The organism is Paenibacillus sp. P3E, assembly GCF_001909045.1.
Taxonomy (GTDB): Bacteria; Bacillota; Bacilli; order Paenibacillales; family Paenibacillaceae; genus Paenibacillus_AQ; species Paenibacillus_AQ helianthi.
This window is the reverse complement of record NZ_LVWH01000006.1, coordinates 1-17,383: the sequence shown is the minus strand read 5'-3', so window position 1 is coordinate 17,383 and position 17,383 is coordinate 1. Positions and strand designations below refer to the sequence as shown.

At 48.2% G+C, this 17,383-nt stretch carries 17 protein-coding genes; 5 read left to right on the top strand and 12 right to left on the bottom strand.

Going from position 1 to position 17,383, the window contains the following annotated elements:
• From A3842_RS02625 to A3842_RS02615, 3 genes are all read right to left on the bottom strand, one after another.
• Positions 1-346 (bottom strand): immunity protein YezG family protein (locus A3842_RS02625; protein ID WP_074100339.1); only part of this gene is annotated, 346 nt, incomplete at its 3' end.
• A gap of 135 nt (positions 347-481) precedes the next feature.
• Positions 482-1,051 (bottom strand): SF0329 family protein, encoded by a 570-nt coding sequence (locus A3842_RS02620; RefSeq protein ID WP_074100338.1) that lies wholly within the window; start codon positions 1,049-1,051, stop codon positions 482-484.
• Positions 1,052-1,184: 133 nt separating this feature from the next.
• The gene (locus A3842_RS02615) at positions 1,185-2,174 is read right to left on the bottom strand and encodes a tRNA dihydrouridine synthase (protein ID WP_074100337.1); all 990 of its coding nucleotides are present in this window, start codon (positions 2,172-2,174) and stop codon (positions 1,185-1,187) included.
• Positions 2,175-2,535: 361 nt separating this feature from the next.
• Here A3842_RS02615 and A3842_RS02610 point away from each other — a divergent pair, with 361 nt between their 5' ends.
• Together A3842_RS02610 and A3842_RS02605 are read left to right on the top strand one after the other, a co-directional pair.
• Positions 2,536-3,834, top strand: coding sequence for an MFS transporter (locus A3842_RS02610; RefSeq protein WP_074100336.1), 1,299 nt, complete (start codon positions 2,536-2,538; stop codon positions 3,832-3,834).
• 98 nt (positions 3,835-3,932) lie between these two features.
• A complete protein-coding gene (locus A3842_RS02605; protein WP_218618645.1) occupies positions 3,933-4,721 on the top strand; it encodes a nucleotidyltransferase domain-containing protein in 789 nt (262 codons plus the stop codon).
• 50 nt (positions 4,722-4,771) lie between these two features.
• On the opposite strand, the gene A3842_RS02600 is transcribed toward A3842_RS02605, so the two are convergent.
• The 5 genes from A3842_RS02600 to A3842_RS02580 are packed head-to-tail and all read right to left on the bottom strand — an operon-like array spanning position 4,772 to position 9,707.
• Positions 4,772-5,800: a Gfo/Idh/MocA family protein gene (locus tag A3842_RS02600; RefSeq protein ID WP_074100334.1), complete on the bottom strand. Its 1,029-nt coding sequence runs from the start codon at positions 5,798-5,800 to the stop codon at positions 4,772-4,774.
• Entirely contained in the window at positions 5,797-6,990 is a 1,194-nt protein-coding gene (locus A3842_RS02595; RefSeq protein WP_074100333.1) for a radical SAM/SPASM domain-containing protein, read from the bottom strand. The genes A3842_RS02600 and A3842_RS02595 overlap by 4 nt, the downstream gene beginning before the upstream one ends.
• Complete coding sequence (locus A3842_RS02590; protein ID WP_074100332.1) at positions 6,990-8,111, bottom strand: glycosyltransferase family protein; 1,122 nt, start codon at positions 8,109-8,111, stop codon at positions 6,990-6,992. Before A3842_RS02590 ends, A3842_RS02595 begins: the two co-directional genes overlap by 1 nt.
• 16 nt (positions 8,112-8,127) lie before the next feature.
• Positions 8,128-9,468, bottom strand: a complete 1,341-nt coding sequence (locus A3842_RS02585; protein ID WP_074100331.1) for an ATP-grasp domain-containing protein — start codon at positions 9,466-9,468, stop codon at positions 8,128-8,130.
• Positions 9,465-9,707, bottom strand: a complete 243-nt coding sequence (locus tag A3842_RS02580; protein ID WP_074084275.1) for an acyl carrier protein — start codon at positions 9,705-9,707, stop codon at positions 9,465-9,467. The genes A3842_RS02585 and A3842_RS02580 overlap by 4 nt, the downstream gene beginning before the upstream one ends.
• A gap of 157 nt (positions 9,708-9,864) precedes the next feature.
• Here A3842_RS02580 and A3842_RS02575 point away from each other — a divergent pair, with 157 nt between their 5' ends.
• Positions 9,865-10,785 carry an AraC family transcriptional regulator gene (locus A3842_RS02575; RefSeq protein ID WP_074084274.1) on the top strand — a complete coding sequence of 307 codons (921 nt, stop codon included), beginning with the start codon at positions 9,865-9,867 and terminating at the stop codon, positions 10,783-10,785.
• Positions 10,763-11,749 (top strand): hypothetical protein, encoded by a 987-nt coding sequence (locus tag A3842_RS02570; protein ID WP_074100330.1) that lies wholly within the window; start codon positions 10,763-10,765, stop codon positions 11,747-11,749. The genes A3842_RS02575 and A3842_RS02570 overlap by 23 nt, the downstream gene beginning before the upstream one ends.
• Positions 11,750-11,853: 104 nt before the next feature.
• Here the strand turns inward: A3842_RS02570 and A3842_RS02565 are convergent, their stop codons facing one another.
• The 4 genes from A3842_RS02565 to A3842_RS02550 form a co-directional block, all read right to left on the bottom strand.
• Positions 11,854-12,414 (bottom strand): ABC transporter permease, encoded by a 561-nt coding sequence (locus A3842_RS02565; RefSeq protein WP_074100329.1) that lies wholly within the window; start codon positions 12,412-12,414, stop codon positions 11,854-11,856.
• Between the two features lie 436 nt (positions 12,415-12,850).
• The gene (locus A3842_RS02560; RefSeq protein ID WP_074100328.1) at positions 12,851-13,714 is read right to left on the bottom strand and encodes an RNA polymerase sigma-70 factor; all 864 of its coding nucleotides are present in this window, start codon (positions 13,712-13,714) and stop codon (positions 12,851-12,853) included.
• A gap of 44 nt (positions 13,715-13,758) precedes the next feature.
• Positions 13,759-14,943, bottom strand: coding sequence for an NAD(P)/FAD-dependent oxidoreductase (locus A3842_RS02555; RefSeq protein ID WP_074100327.1), 1,185 nt, complete (start codon positions 14,941-14,943; stop codon positions 13,759-13,761).
• A gap of 230 nt (positions 14,944-15,173) precedes the next feature.
• Positions 15,174-15,695 (bottom strand): GNAT family N-acetyltransferase, encoded by a 522-nt coding sequence (locus tag A3842_RS02550; RefSeq protein WP_074100326.1) that lies wholly within the window; start codon positions 15,693-15,695, stop codon positions 15,174-15,176.
• 125 nt (positions 15,696-15,820) lie between these two features.
• On the opposite strand from A3842_RS02550, the gene A3842_RS02545 reads away from it, so the two are divergent.
• On the top strand, positions 15,821-16,798 hold the full coding sequence (locus tag A3842_RS02545) for a phosphotransferase enzyme family protein (RefSeq protein WP_074100325.1): 978 nt from the start codon (positions 15,821-15,823) through the stop codon (positions 16,796-16,798).
• Positions 16,799-17,383: the final 585 nt, after the last annotated feature.

Sequence of the window (17,383 nt, the reverse complement as noted above, 5' to 3'; positions counted from 1 at the left end):
CTTCATCATAACTATAATCAATATTAAATTTACCTGATTGCTCAAGATACATCGTCAGATTTGTCCAAGGTTGATCAAGAGTATTTCTGAAAACCTTATTCAGTTCAACAAAATATTCTTGCAACTCCCCATGCAACCGATCATATATGCGTTCATCTACTCCATAAATCTCAGGGATTAAATGACTATATATTAGTTCTTTTTTTGTAGCAGATTCGAAGTAAAAATAGATGATTCTTGAACCTGGCAATACTTCTGCGTAGAGATAAATTTTTTCCCACTGATCAGGAATTATTCCTACTAATTTCTTACCTATAAGTTGATACAATTCTTCCATTTTTTTCATATATGTGTCAACCTCCTACTTTATTATACATTGTTACCAAAACAGGTTTGCGATTGTCAATGGTATATTTCACATTAAATTATGCCGGGCGCCCCCTTGCCCATCTATGATCATTTGCGGGTAAAATTGTTTGCTTCACAATGTATCACGCCGTAGCTCATAAAAATACCGCACAACCGGATGCTTCAACTCCATCTTCTCTACCATACTCAAAATCCGCTTTTTTCCAACTCTTCGGTCCACCAAAGCCAGAATATTCAACAGAATCTCCTCGCTCTCTAAGCTTTCCTCTATAGGCGTCGTTAAGAACTGATTAGCCACCACGATAAAATTCGATTTAACGAGTGCAGCCTGTGCTGACATTAGCTCTTTGGCATGTTCTGTACTTTTTCTGCTTCTGGCCATTACGATTAGGCGATCCTCCGGCACTGGACCCTTGGTGGCTTGTCTAACCGCTTCAATGTCGCTATTTGCGATAGGAATTTGGATATCCGGGTCATTTTTAATCTCCAGTTCTGTTTGATACCATCTGATAGTGTTCGTCTTATCACTCATGTTGAGTACGTTCTTTTTATCTACCGAGATATAGCAAATCCCTGATTTATCAGGCAGATAACGGTAACCGGGCGCGCGGTATTCTACCCTTCTATGTAGCGCCGGGCTAAGAAAGCCCTCCAGTTGTTGCTTCAATTTGCTCCAGGACATGTGATCCCCCTCCCATATAAAAAATGAGGAACGGTTTGCTGGCTCCGGGTTTTGTCCCTTCCCCATCATCCGATCCTCACACTCTTTTTACGTCTATTCTATTTCCCGCTCGAAATTCAATAATTCTGGATGTCTAATCCCCAAGCTCCCCCGCCCCGTCCTGCTCTTTGCTCCCAAACTCATCCAGCAGCGCACGCACTTCACTTGTGGACTTGGTGTTCATTAAGCTATTTCTTAACTCACTTGCCCCGCGAAATCCGCGGACATAGATTTTGAAGAATCGTTGAAGCGGGCTGAACGAACGTGGTGCTTGTCCTGCGTATTGATCATAGAGATCCAGATGCAGCCGCAGCAGATCAAGCAATTCGCTACTACTATGTTCCTTCGGCTCCTGCTCAAAAGCAAACGGATTATGAAAAATACCGCGCCCAATCATAATCCCATCCACACCGTACTGCTCAGCAAGCCTCAGGCCGGTCTGACGGTCAGGGATATCCCCGTTAATGGTCAGCAGTGTATGGGGTGCCACCTCATCACGAAGTTTCTTAATCTCCGGAATCAGCTCCCAGTGGGCATCTACTTTACTCATTTCCTCTCTGGTGCGCAGATGAATAGACAGATTCACAATGTCTTGCTGCAAAATATGGGTTAACCAGCCGCGCCATTCGTCGATGTCACTAAATCCGAGCCTTGTTTTGACACTGACGGGCAGTCCCCCGGCCTTTGCGGCCTGGATGATCTCTGCTGCGAGTTCGGGACGGCAGATCAGGCCGCTTCCCTTCCCGTTCTCTGCTACATTCGCTACAGGACAGCCCATATTAAGATCAATGCCTTTGAAGCCTTCCTCGGCCATCCCGATGCTCATCTGCCGGAAGTATTCCGGCTTATCTCCCCAGATATGCGCTACAATGGGCTGTTCATCCTCTGTAAATGTCAGACGCCCGCGCACAGCATGGTGCCCCTCCGGGTGACAATAGCTCTCTGAATTCGCAAACTCCGTAAAAAACACATCCGGTCTAGCAGCAATACTTACGACATGGCGAAACACAACATCCGTCACATCTTCCATGGGCGCCAGTATGAAAAAAGGCCGTGGTAAATCACGCCAAAAATTATTCGTCATATCATTAACCTCTCTATACGTACCAGGACACTCTTTATCCCGAAATAGTAAACGAACCTGTTCATGACAAAGTATATCATAACCCCGGTAGAAGCATACTCACCCAATAAATGTGCATCTTTTGAATTTGCAATTGTATAGTTATTTTCCGGGTTCACACATGGTAAAATAAAGAAGAATTTACTGTTGGGTGAATTCAACCTCGAGCGATAAAGAAGGAGAAACCACATGAAAATATGCAGTGGCACCGCTCCGTGCAAGGTCTGAACCGGACGAAACTGCACGGAGCGGATAGAGTTCGTCCGTTCGGCTTTGCACTTTCATTGATTCGTTAAGAATTCATTGAAAGAGGAGCAGAGTCATGATAAAAAAATTAAAAACGAACGTCAGGGAGCTTCGAACGTTCCTGATTTTATGGATTACACAGTCATTTTCAGCACTGGGCAGTGCAATGACCTCCTTTGCCTTAGTGATCTGGTCTTATCAACAGCAAGGGTCGGCTCTTACCAGCTCGCTACTAGTTATCTGTTCCTACGCCCCCTATGTCCTGCTGAGTATCTTCGCAGGTGCACTGAGCGACCGTTGGAACAAGAAGGCCACTATGCTGATCAGCGACAGCTTTGCGGCACTTTGTACCGTTTCGATCCTTATTCTGATGACGACGGGTACACTCCAGATTTGGCATCTGTATTTGATCAATACGTTAAATGGACTGATGAACACTGTACAGCAGCCGGCGTCGGATGTAGCGATCAGCCTGTTGGCTCCGCAAAAACACTACCAGAAGGTTAGCGGGATGCGTTCCTTATCCAATTCGTTGGTTACTATACTGACGCCTATACTCGCCACTTCAATGCTTTCCTTTACCAGTATCCGGTTTGTTATTGTGTTTGATTTGATTACATTTGCTACAGCGTTCATGGCGTTGCTCTGCTGGGTCCATATCCCGCAAGTTCCAAAACAGAGCGGCACGGGGAGCGAGACGGTATTACAATCTGCCAAAAGCGGCTTACGGTATCTCAGGGACAACCGGGGCATTCTGGATTTGATCCTTTTTTTGGCCGTGATCAATTTTACCGCCTCGATCTTCAATGCTGCCCTGCCCGCAATGATGCTCTCACGTGTTGGCGGCGGAGAGTTGGCGCTAGGTATGGTCAACACCGTTACAGGGATAGCCATGATGGTTGGGAGCCTTGCGGTTGCTATTCTGCCGCCGCCAAAAAGCCGGGTTCGGGTCATTTTGAATTGCCTGCTGTTCTCCATGAGCTCCGAGAATTTCATCCTTGCCTTCGGCAGAAGTACACCTGTGTGGTGTTTAGGCGCTATTCTCGGATGGGTATTCATTCCGGTTATGAACGCTAATATGGATGTACTTTTCCGCTCCACCATCCCGATTGAGATGCAGGGGCGTGTCTATTCGGCAAGGAATACGTTACAGTTTTTCACCATTCCTGTGGGATATCTGTGCGGTGGCGTGTTGGTTGACAGGGTGTTTGAACCCTTTATGGCCATGCAGCCGGTGAACAGCCTGTGGGTCGCACTGGTCGGAACAGGCAAAGGCTCCGGAGCAGCCTTGCTATTTCTTGCGATCGGAATTTTCGGTGCCTGTTCTTGCCTGCCGTTCCGGGCGGACAAACATATCTGGAGATTGGAAGAATAGTTGCCCCGGGTAAATAAATGTCTGAATTGACCATAGCTGGTAAGCTGTCCAATGGGTACGCTTAAGGTGCAGGAGCACTTTAAGAGAGGATGAAAGAGATGTATGAGCACCATAGACAGACGCTGGAGAAGCTGGTGGGGAAGCATGAGAAGAACCCTTCCTGTCTGGCAGTAATCACCAGTGGTTCGGTAGCGCAAGGAACGGCCAAGGAAACCTCGGATGTGGATGTTCACCTCGTATTCACCGATGAAGCGTATGAAGAATATGACCGGAACAATACGCTGTCCTATGTGGACCATGAAGTCAGTACCTATGAAGGCGGATACGCCGATATCAAGGTGATCAACCTCCGGTTCTTGGAGCTTGCAGCCAAGCGGGGCAATGAGCCGACGAGGTATGCTTTTACCGGTTCAGACGTTGTGTTCTCCAGAATCCCGCAGCTGAACGATCTGGTAGCCCGAATCCCCGTCTATCCTGAAGAGAACCGGGACCGCAATCTGCGGGACTTTTGCGCCCAGATCTTCCTGTACGCTTTTTATTTCGCCAAAGAGGCGGCCCGGAAGAAAGATGCCTACCTGCTCGCGCACACAGCCAGCAATCTGGTATTCTTCAGCGGGAGAATGATCCTGGCTTATAACCGGAGGCTCTTTCCAAGCCACAAGGGGCTTCTGGATGCCGTAGATGCTGCAGAACATAAGCCGAAGGATTTCCGTAAGCTCGCTGCAGAGCTGCTGCAGTCGCCCGGTGCAGATAAGAGTATGCGCTACGCCGCGAAGATGCTGGCTTTTTATAATCACGGCCTTACCTTCGAGCAGGCGCTGGGCATCTATGTGATGAACAACGAGCGCTCCTGGATAGAGCAGCCTCCTTCCCTGCAGGACCGTTAATACAAACAGCGACTCTCCGGTGATCGGAGGTCGCTGTTTTGACGTTTGGACTATAGATGGCTGGCCGCATTATAGACCCGGCGCTGCTGCGCCTCGGCCATGATTATGGATTGAAGGTGCACCCGTTCCCATGTAGCTTCCAGCTTTTCTGCCCTTTGCCCGCTCATCATTTCTGCAAAAGCCTCCAACTGGTTGACATAGTAGTTCATCGGCTCAAATTCGCAAAGGGTGCTGCGGTTGTCCGGAAGATCATGCCGTATTTTGATTTTGTAGAATCCTTTGACCGGCCGGAAGAAATCCGGGACCGTCAGCACTGTATGCTCGAAATACAAGGTATGCGAAGCTCGGAAAGGAAGCTCAAAGGAAGTGAGACACTCCGCTTCCAGACCGTTCTCATATTGCAGCGCCGCCTGAAAGGTCCAATCGCAGCCATCCGGTCCGTCAAAAGCCGACTGGGCCCTAATCTCTCGGGGCTGAAGACCGACCAGGGTCTGCAGGAACTGCAGCCAATAACAACCCAGGTCGGTAAAAGCGCCTCCGCCTTTAGCCTTGACACTGCGGTAATTTCCGGTATATCTGTCCTTGGCAGGGACGGATATTCTTGTACTGATCCTGTGGAGCGGACCGAATTGCCCGGAGCGGACAATAGATTGGAGTGCCTGCTGCCAGGGGTGGAAGGCAATCATCAGACCTTCGGCAAGCTTCGGAGTGGCGGATTGTTCTTTTACCAGCCGTAACCGTTCTGCTTCTTCGGGATTCAGGCATATCGGCTTTTCTACCAATACATGCTTACCCGCCTTCAAAGCCCGGACTGCCCATTCTGTATGAAGCTCATTACTGAGTGCAATATATACTCCATCCAGCTCGCCAAGCTCCAGCAGTTCCTCCAGACTGCCCGCCACATAAGGAATTCGGTAGGTGTCCGCCAGTTTCGCCGCTTTTTCAAAGGTCCGGTTGGCGATTGCCGTTATCCGAACCTTCTCCACAACCCGCGAAGGCTCCAGTATGGCCGGTACAGCAATGTTCGACGAACCCAGGATTCCGAGCTTGTAGGCAGGTTGTTCCTCTCCGTTCTTCATACATGCGTTAATGCAGCATAAGTATTCAAGTACAGCACATTGCATTTGGAACAAGCCGGGGACAAGCCTTCATCCAGAATCCGCCGCAGCCTGTCGTAGCGGGCTGAATTCCATATTTCCGTCAGCGTCTGCTCCTTCACATTGCCAATAGCCAGCTCGCCAAAAAATTTGCATGCACTCACCATGCCGTTCGGAGCAATATCCACCCGGGTACTGAGCGCCAGACATTTCGACGTACTGCGGGAGGCCATCGGCTTGCCAGCCACAAAGTCCTCGATTTCATCAAAGTCCAGCCCCGGCTGATAACGGATTCGGGTATTGTGCCAAGTGTTGCTGTTGATCCGTTTCAGGTCTTCGGTTAGCCTTGTGACATTCTCAGGCTTGATATGGTATTTGAAGGCATGCCAGCTGCTCCGGTGATCCGGCGGAAGCTCAGCCAGCCACTGAAAGTGTTCATCGTAGAAGCGGTCCATTTCCAGACTGGTTTCCGCAGAGATATACCACGGGAAGCAGAGCAATACCAGATCGACTTTCTTTTGCTCAAAAAACTCCACCAGCTCGTACAATCGGCCGATCATATTGTCATTAATCACATTGTGCACAGAGATCCGGCCGCGGAAGCGGCCTTGCTTGCGCAGTTCAAGCAGCCGTTCGACGCTCTCGATCACTTTGTGAAATGAACCTTTGCCGCGCAGCAAATCATGCTCCTCCTCGAACCCTTCTATCGGAATCAGCAGTTCCAGGTTGTCAGAGATCGCACACAGCTCCTCTTCGTACTTAGGAATCAGATAGGCGTTGGTACAGATCGTTGTATCCCGGGGATGCTCCTTCAGAAGCTCCAGAATCTGCCGGGTATTCCGGTGAAAAAGCGGCTCGCCCCCCCACAAATACAAACGGGACTGTGCTTCATCCGTCTCCTCCAGAAGCCTCTGGATCATCTCCAGATCCATATCCAGATTCTGCTCGGCGGTGTCCATATCATGATGATAGCCGGATTCATTCCATTGGTAGCAATGCTTGCAGCGGAGATTACAGCGGTTGGTCAGCTTCAGGGACATAATTTCCGGCATAACGGTTCTGAACCCGGGATCATGTTTGCGTTCTCTGTGTGGAACCACGACATTCTTGATCGTGCGTTTCAGAGCCTCAAAGGACTTGGCATCAAGGTTAACTCTACTTGTAGGCTGCATTAGCTTCTCCCTTCTGCTGCGGATCGTTGTTCCGCATAGCTTGCCGCATAGTCTGGATACTGGCCCCTGGCTGACCTGAGGTTATCCGCCAGCTTACGCAATTTCTCACGGTCAAAGCCCGATTCGGCCCACTCCCCGTAACGGATGCCATAACCAAGCTCTACCCACAGATCACTGTTAATCTTCTCGTGCGGGCCAAAGGGGTCCAGCAGCACCAGCGGAGTGCCCGAAGTAAGTGAATCAATCAAGGCGCCTCCTCCCGGCTTGCTGATTACTGCGGATGTCTGCCGGATGACACCATACATCCCATCCTGATAGTTACGGCAGGGCGGAAAGCGGTCTGCCTGGTTACCGGTTACCTCTGCAAAAGGCGGGAAAGTATACTGCCCGCTGCTGTCACGCTTCCAGGTCCGCCACTCCGGGTCGTTCATATAATAACGTCTTCCATGGATGGCTGCTCCAATCTCCTGAGAGCTGTACGCGGCGATATCCAGTTCATACCCTGCCGACTCCAGGGCATCAAACTTCTCGCGGAAGGTTCCAATTCCCCAGCCGCCGCCATGAACAACCAGTCTTCCGTTCCTAGCCGAAGGGGACAGCGCTTCCGGGGGGCCGGCATCTATGCTGTATAGAATCTCCCGTTTCACGGGGTCATACATGCTTACTTCACGGTAGCCTTCCGCGTAACCGGGGTTCAGCCTGCGGAGATTCTTCCATGATGGCGAAAGATCGGCATCAATATAGAGCAAATCGGCATCCACAGAAAAGCCGGCCAGTTCACGGTACCTGTCCATAACATGCACCCAGTGCCCGGATAATACAATGAAGCGCTGTCTTTCTTCCTGCTTCCATTGTTGAAGCAAACGTTCCACGGCTGCAGCATCAAGGCTGCTCCGGATATCCGCCGGTATTTTCTGTGAGGTCAAGGCTACGGCGAAGTTCTGCTGGTACGCTTTGCGGCTGTTGTCCGTCTGCTTCTTTTTGCTGTCCGGCATGAGTGTTTCAAAAACTTCAATCTCCGCCTGGATACCAAGTGCTATGAGTCTCCGTTCAATCAGCAGGCCGGGGACATAGAAGCCCAGACCAAAACCAGAACATAGAATAGTTACGGTGTTATTCATTGGAGGATCCCTTTCTTTATCGCAGTATAGTATAGCCAGTGCGCAGAAGCGATTCGTCCAGCTTACGGATGAGTCTATTCTTGCTGTCTTCATTCCGGTAAGCGAGTGCTGCATACAGCTTGCCTTTGCCGGAGCCGGTGGATCGGGAAGAGGCTGGAGGCTGGAGTGTACCCGAAGCCAAAGGAATTACTCCTTCCCCCTCTCCCAGCGAAAATAAAACGTCTTCTTGCGCAAGCCGCCCCAGCAGATCTTCATAATGAACCTCGCCTAGGGTTGCCAGCGGTACCTGTAATAGACAGGTGTGCATCCCCTCCTGCTTGAGATGGCGGTCTACATTATGCTTGATCAGACTCATCGACTTCCGGGCATTGATCTCCACCAGAGGGGCGAGGCTCCCGTCACGCAGCAGCATTGAATCCACGCATACATCACCGAAATAACCATCTGCATACAGCTCCCGCCCAATGCTGTGCATGGTTTCCCAATATCCTTCCCGGTCCAGCCTTTCGAGCAGAGACGGCTCCGGGGAATGTGACTCTCCGAAGGCAAAACCGTGGTTGACCAGTTGCTGAACGGACAATATCGAGATCCGGCCTTCCGGATCAATGTGAAACTGACAGGAGAAGTCTGTCTCCCGGTCCAGCAGAGGTTCGAGCACAAACTTTATTCTTTTGTCCTGGTTTCGGCTGGACTCCAGATACCCGGCAATTCTGCGCAACACCCGCTCAGAGTCCACGAGCTGATTTCCTTTGCCGGATACACCATACTCATCCTTGATCAGAAAAGCCCCCTTCTCCAGCAACGCTTGTCCTGATTGCAGCAACTCTTCCGTGCTATGGACGACAAGAGCGATATTTGGCAGCAGCAGCCTGTCCCGCATAGCAGCAGAGTAGGTTTTGGTGTTCACTTTGCGTACAATCTGTTCATCCGGGATAACGGGCAGAAGCTTATATCGCCTAACCGCCTCATGCGTCCCGGGAAGCACGGCAAAAGGTTCAAGGAACCATCCTTCCGGTATTAAGCTGCCCAGTTCCTGCCCGGGGTCCAGCCTGCCCAGCAATTCAAATACATTCAGTGCGTTCTGTGCTGTGCCTGGTTCCTCCACTCCCAAGGTTAATGGATTCCTATTGGTCCTAAATGAATAATTGAGCGATTGCAGATAGTCATATTGAGCCTTGTCCATACCCTGACGGGTTAATAGAATATCTCCGCTCCTGCAGAAGACAAACAGCATCTCATCCATGGCCTGCACAATAGCCAGAGCCTTCGCATCAGGAACGGATGGCAGTGCAGCCAGATCTTCCTCCCGCCAGTACCGTTCCGACTCCAGGCTGCCGCAGTGCACAGCGTTCTTCATCGTACGGCAAGCCCCGCGACATAATCGGAGAAGCGGTCTACCGATTTCAAATGTTCAAGATCAAAGGTATCGAAATCTACTTCGACATCGAATTCGTCTTCGATTCTCAGAATAAAGTTGATGATTTGCAGGGAATCAAGTGCGGCGTCCAGCGTCAGATCTGAAGCTCCGTTCAGCGTCTGAAGCAGGCCCGGTTCCTCTTTGATTTCGGCGATAATTTCAATGACCTTCTGCTGCATGTGTATACCCCTTTCAGTATGCGTATTAGGAATGAATAGAAAGAATATACCAAAAATCGGACTGTTAATATATGGTTGAATGCGCCAAAATATTCAGCTATACTAGGGTAGATTCCAGGTTGTCCATCCTAAGGAAGCAGGAAACGGAGGTTTGTTTATGGAAGGTTTTCCGGTATTTACTGGGGAATATCTATTTGACTCCTGTTCATCGGTACAAATGCTCCTCACTCAGGAAACGGTCACTTCCGTATGTCATCAGCACGATTTTTTGGAGCTCGCTTATGTGGTTCAAGGGAAAGGAATCCATCTGGCGGGTGAGGATAAAATGCAGGTTATGCAGGGGGATTTGTTAGTTATACCTCCCGGGGTTTCCCATGTATTTCACCCTCAGGATCTGACCGGTGCAGAGCCGCTCCTCATCTTCAATTGTATGCTCAGGCCTGAGCTTAACAGGATTCTCAGAGAGCTGCCGGGACCCTTCTCCGAAGTGGATATGTTACCACTGCTGAGGCTTCTGGAGGTGAAGCAATGGTTCTGGTATAGAGGGAAAAGCGTAGAGCTGACCTTATTGCTCCGCCGTATGCAGGGGATGCAAAACTATGGCTCACTTAGGGGTCAACAGCAGCTATACCCGTTGCTGTTCGAAGTGGCGAACCTCATTATGCCTGCAGCTGCCGTCCCTTTCACTCAGCAGCCCGGGAAGGACTATGATCCGCTGCATGACGTCATCCTTTATATGATTAGTAATTTCAGGAAAAAAATCACGCTGAAGGAGATGAGCCGGCAGATTTCGGTGAGCTCCCGCCAATTTCAGAGATTATTCAAAATTAAAACCGGCAGGTCCTACATCCAGATGCTGCAGGAAATCCGCATGAAATACAGCTGCATCCTGCTGATGTTCACGAAGCTTGGGATACAGTCCGTTGCACTGGAGGTCGGAATTTACGATATGAAATATTTCTACCGGCTATTCCGTGAATATAGCGGGATGACCCCTGCCTCTTACCGAAACCGGTTGCAGAGTCATTTTTTGTCGGCGAAGGAGATGATGAGCAGTGCTGAACATTGCTCCCATTAAGAGTACCCCCTACCCCACCCTGCGCAGTTGTATTGATGACTGCATCCAGTCTGTTGCGAAGTGGCAGGGAACGGACAGCAAGTGCATGTACGGCAATGCCTGGCAGATGTCTTTTGAAGAACAGCAGTCCCCGGATCAGCCGTTGATTGAGCGGTTAATGCTGCCACGGATCGGTACAGAATCCCTGTCTGCATACCATGGCCTTAGGTTCAGTTATATCGAACGGAAGGGGCCGGCTATGGATAAGAACTTTATGCTGGACATCCTGGAGAGCCGGCTGTCCTCAGGAATGCCGGTCCTGGTCGGATTCGATTCTTATGACTGCCCCTGGTGTGTGGCCTTCCGCAGGCTGCATACCAGCCATGCTTGTCTCGCCGTTGGACTGGACCGTTCGAGCAACATCATTTATCTGACGGATGCCTACTATGGCAAAGCGCTTGAAGCTGTGAATTTCGATGTCCTTGAGCAAGCCTGCCATTTCTATGCCTTATTTGAACTTTGTGATGCTTCACGTTCATATACCGATTGGCAGGCAACGCTTCAAGGAATGCTGACCCATCCAACCCACCAGATTCAGCCGGGCCAGGTTGCCGCGCAGCTATCCGCCTATGCGGACGCCTATCTGGAGGAGGGAGTTACCGGCGACGGGACTGCCGAAGCCAGTTCTAACTTCAAGATCTACGCCAACGCCCTGCCGATCAGCAGAATCCGGTTCAGCCTATTCCTGCAGCTGCTTGACGATGGTGCCCATGTGCCCGCACTCTCCCGGGCCGCCGAGGGCTACCGGCATGCAGGAGAGCAGTGGGATCTGATTAATCAATTTATAATCAAGGTGATGTGTTCCGGCAATAAGCAGGCTGCGCGGGTGAAGATTCATAAGAAGATGGGTGAGATCATCAGCTTGGAAGAGCAGCTTTTAGATGAATTGGTACAGTTAGCAATGATCGTCAACAACCATTATTAAATCCCCATTATTCTGCACAAGCACAAAAAAAGAAGACGCACAGGAATTAGGAGTTTCCTGCGTCTTCTTTTCATAGGTGATGCCACAGGGTGGAATCACGTAATCTAATTCTCTCTCCGAAGGCCATCTACAATATTTACTTTATTTAACCTATACATCGGCCAAATCGCGGCGGCGAGCGACGTAATCATCGCACCCGCGAAGGCAATGCCGATACTGGCCCACGGGAATACCCAGGCTGTATCCAAAATGCCTGCGAAGAGAACATGTAGTCCATAATTCAGAGCCGTCCCTAGCAGAATACCGATCAAGGAGGCCAATAAACCATAGAATATCCCTTCTAAAATAATCATTTTCCTCACTTCATTCTGCGTCATGCCGATGGCCTTCAGCACTGCAAACTCTTTCGTACGAAGGATCAGATTCGTACTTACGGTATTCATAATGTTCAAGAAACCAATGAGCACAATGACACCGATGAAGCCATACAGCAAGATACTGAACGTCATGGCGTCATTTTTGGCCTGAGCGATTTCCGTCACCCGATCCGTATAATTAAATCCGGCATCCTTTTCATTTAATGATTTGAGATAGTCTGTTATAGGCAGGCTCGATAGCTCCGGATTAGCCAGGATGAAGATTCTGGAATAAGTATCGGTTCCCATGATCCTGGAATAGACTCCGGGGACGTAAAGAATGAAAGAACTTGACTGCTATTATATTCGTTCGACAGCAAATCCTGATCGACAATCCCCGCTACTGTCACGGTTAGATATCCTTTATGCTTCCCGTCCATGGCTCGAATGGTGATGTGGTCTCCAAGGCCCGAAATAAAAAAGATTCGGGCAGTGAGGTGATGCTCTTTATTTTATTTGAACAACGGCATTGAGCGGAGATCAGATAGATCAAAACCATTTGCCATCTGTACCCCTCAAAAAAAAGCTGCTCTGCCAATACGCCAATAGTTGCAGATCCGGCTGCCGCCGCAAGCCTTCTCGGCATTTTAATAATATCTCGAAAGTCGAAGTTGTCATGATTCCTCCCCTATATAAGTGTTCGTGGTCTTGTACATAAGGACTAGCTCCAATCGAATACTCTTTTTCATTTCAATAAATGCCTCAGCTTATCTGGGTTCCTAATAAAGTACAGGTTGCAAATCGCATTTCTCTCAACGTGTATCAGCACAACAACTTCGATGCCCTCGCCTGAACGGACAACAAGCCCTGTTTGACCATTTATATCCGTCATCTCTACATGCACGCCTCCTTCGTAATGAGGAGCCTTACGAATTAGACCGAGAAGGAACCGGGCGACGGGATCGCGCGATTCAATAGGACGGACGGCGGCGAACGCTTTGCCCCCTCCATCAGAGACCAACACGACATCTTCGGCGAGTATGGATACAACCGTGTCCACGTTTCCCAGTTCGAGAGCCTTCAGGAATCGACGGACCCACTCTTCGCTCGCCGCTTCTGAGTGGACCTGCTCATCACGGGTAATCCCCATCTTCCCTCTCGCACGGCTGAACAGTTTGCGGCAATTTGCTTCACTTTTGTCAACAAGTTCAGCAATATCTGAATATTCAAAGCCGAGCGCTTCACGAAGCACGAACACCGCCCGTTCCGTATGGGATAGCCTTTCAAGCAACACGAGCATAGCGTAAGACAACAGCTCATCACGAACAACCGCTTCAAACGATTCATCATTGGGCGTAAGAATGGGCTCGGGAAGCCATTGTCCGAAATACAGTTCCCGCCGTTTACGCGCCGATTTGAATAAATCCCGACAGCGATTAGTCACCATTTTGCACAGATATGCTCTGGGCTTAACCAAACGCGCCAGATCTACGTCATTGATCTTCAGGAATACGTCCTGCACAACATCCTCCGCATCGGAAGCCGACCCGGTCAGTTGGTAGGCAAGCGTAAACAGCAGCGCTTTATACTGCTCATATAACTCTTGCATCTTCCCACTTCCAATCTTAGCCTCGAATCCTCTACTTAGTTACATTATTTTAACAGACTTGGCGCATCCCATGTAAATTTCCTCAGTCGCCAACCCAGCTTTCCCGTAAAAACAATATCTACCCCCAATATACGTGTCCATGCCATTCCATGCCCCGGACCTAAGCCAAAGCAGAAAAAGTCTATAAACCCCTTATGCGAAGGTGCAGGGCGCCCTTCAAGATCCGCCGACAAAATCTTCCCAAGCCTTGCCGCTTGAGCGGTCGCTTCCTTACACGTCTTCCCGTCCGCCCGTCCGCTAGCAGGGTCTACGATTCGGGCGCAGTCGCCAATGCTGTATACACCCTGAGTACCCTGAACCCGGTAACTTGCATCTACGATCACGTATCCTTCCGGAGTGACCGGTAACCCGATGTTTCGCAGCGCTGGATTGGGTAGAAGCCCCAGCGTCCAAACACATAGACCGACAGACATCGTTTCTCCGCTAGATAAGGTAAGCATTCCCTCTTTCTCCTGTAAAACTCTGCTCCCTTGTAAGACGGTTACTCCGCAAGCTTCAAGTGAACGTTCCAGTTTAAGCCCTACCTTGGCCGGGCCATCCGGGAACAGCCTCTTGTTCGTGTTAAATAGTTTTATCCTCACAGCGCCCGGATCAAGTCCCCATTGCTGCGCATCTTCTCGAACGAAATGAGCCAGTTCGGCAGATGTCTCGATGCCGCTTATACCTGCTCCCGCAACGGCAATGGTCATTAATCTCTGACGCTCTTTCGCGTTTGTTTCCTTAACGGCTTTTTGCATATTCGTGCGCCACGCTTCTCTGATCTTCCACGCGGCATCCAAGCTCGCCAATGCCATCCCCCCCTGATCAAGGTCGGGTTGCCGTACGATGCTGCCTACCGTCAAAACGAGAATGTCATATTCCATCGAATTCTCAATTCCTTCGGCATCCTGATAAAGCAGCCTTCTCTTCTCTGATTCGATTTTGGTTACGGTAGCCTGAACGAATTCGACCCCCACGGGAAACAACCTTGTCAGTGGGACAATTATATCTTCGTTTCCAGCCGCAGGCTTAAAAAGCAAAACTTTACGAAGGTGATAGGGATTCTTATCGATTAGAATGAGTCGAAGCGGACGCTGGCTTGACTCACCCTTTAACGTTTTTCGAATCGCATTAACCGCATTGATGCCCGCATATCCTCCGCCAACGATGATGCATATCAATTCTTTCATTGCAACCACTCCTTATTTTGTTTTGCTTATAAAACGAGATAAGGGGTCGTGTTGTGACAACAGCGATATGTTGACGACTGCCGATTATTCGTACTCACGGATATTAAACGGTGTAAAACATGCCTTACCTTTGTCGGTAATTATTTTCGATTGAGAATTGAATCTTTATCATATTATTCCCTTTGTTTGCTGGATTTACAGGTGTAAAGACTTGAAGCATCTCAAAATGATTAGGTTTCAATCCAAAATCTTTTTACGACATTGCCATCTTCCTCTGTAAAGCTTGTGTCCGGTATTCCGCCGTTGTTTAGTATCGTTTTCTCGGAAGCTATATTGTCTTCATCACATACAACAAGAACTTTTCTGATACCGAGTTCTTTTGTTTTTCCCAATGCCATAGCAAGTAATTTTGTAGCATAACCTTTTTGTCTCTCGGTAGGACGAATTCCGTATCCAATATGACCGCCACAATTTAATAACTTTTCAGTTAAGTCATGTCTGATATTTACTGCCCCTATGACCCTCTTGTCATTGGATACTAACCAGTATGTAGAACTTGGAACCCAATTTTCAGGGATATGCTCTCGATTTTCATTTTCAAGCAGAAATTGAATCATACCCTCAAAGTCAGACGGGTCTCTGCTTACAACCCACGGTACAATAGATTCTCCACTAGACCTCCATTCCTCGTAGAAAGCTATGTATTCGTCTTGATATTCAATACTCGGCTTTGCTAAAAATACGGTTCTCAAGAACAATCCCCCCTATCAACTATTTGCCATTAGTCAAAAACAAATATAATCAACCATTACATTTTCCCCTAAAAATTGATGTGTTACTGTAATATTATACAATGATAACGAGGAGAGATTGAGGATTGGATAAAAATTTGAGTATAGCAAAGGAAGCGTTAAGTAACTACTCCATAACATGTAAATCGATTGATTTCATTGCACAAAGCGGAAATACGATCTACAAAATCACTGACCTGGATAACAACAGCTATAGCCTCCGATTGCATATATCCAAGGGTGACGCTCTTGAGAGTTTTTGGAGTAAGCCGGAAGTGATCCATTCCGAAATGGTCTGGCTTCACGCCTTAGCATTAGATACAGATTTAACCCTGCCTTCACCTTATAAGAATACCTGCGGAGAATTCATTACGAACGTAAACAATACAAGCTGCACTTTGCTACAATGGGTGGATGGTGAGCAGAAACCTTTTATCCTTTCAATAGATGACGCTAAATATATAGGTGAAATGACCGGTAAATTACATAGGCAAGCCTCTAACTGGCAAATCCCAAGTTTATTTGAACGTCCTGTCTTTGATAGTTCCCGTATATTACAATCACTGGGCAAGCTTATGGAACGGGCTAATGCAGGTCTGCTTCATACAAGTGATACCGAACTTCTTCAGATTGCAGGTGGGCAGGTAATTACAATGATGAACTCTATGGAGAGAACGTCCGGTAATTGGGGAATGATTCATGCCGATTTGATTCCAAGTAATATTGTGTTTCATGAAAACGAGGCGCGGCCCATCGATTTTGGCGCTTGCGGGTTTGGTTACTATTTGGTTGATCTGGGCTGGACGTTCTCCTATATACACCCTTCATTCAGAGAACAGTTACTGAAATCATATTCTAAGTATCATTCATTACCGGATAACTATATTGAGCTATTGGAAGGTTTTTTCGTTGCAGCACAGCTTGAAACCATGAATTTCTGGCTGGGTCTGCCCGATTCGCAGGATTGGTTGCCAAACCATATCAGTAAATTAGCCAGTAGAGAAATTAATGCCTATGTAAACAATGAATCGTTTCTCTTTACAGGTGTTCCGTATTGGGAATAACAATTATGTGATTATCCAAATTTATATTCTATTTATATTTTATTTTCACACAATCAATATGCACCTTGTACCTATAATTCACTCGATTTATGGTAACGAAGCTTAGTGAAATTCAGCAATAAAGACAGGTATAAACTTATGCTGAACAGAAGTAAATCCAAAAAAAGACGGTTACCTGCTGTTCAAGCTACCGTTTTTCTATTATTCACTTTAATCCTTTCCACTCCAAGAGCAGATCAATCATTTTACTTATGCCTTGCTGTTCCTCTATGTTCCTGCCTTGTACCTTGGTTATAATCTAATTTATTATGGCACTTTCTTGACTACCATCAACTGGTCTTATATGTCGAAACAGTTCTTCAAAACTTACACCTAACGCGTCTACTATTCACTATTCCTTCTAGACTATCTATCGTCGGGCTCTTCTCTCCATGTTCTAGTTGTCCAATATACGGTATGTAGATTAGAGAGATTAGCCACCTCCTCTTGACTCTATCCCCGCCAATTCATATAAATTACTATTCTATCCCCCAATACATATCTCTAATAGTATCTAATAACACTTAGAAACTATAGGCTTTATAC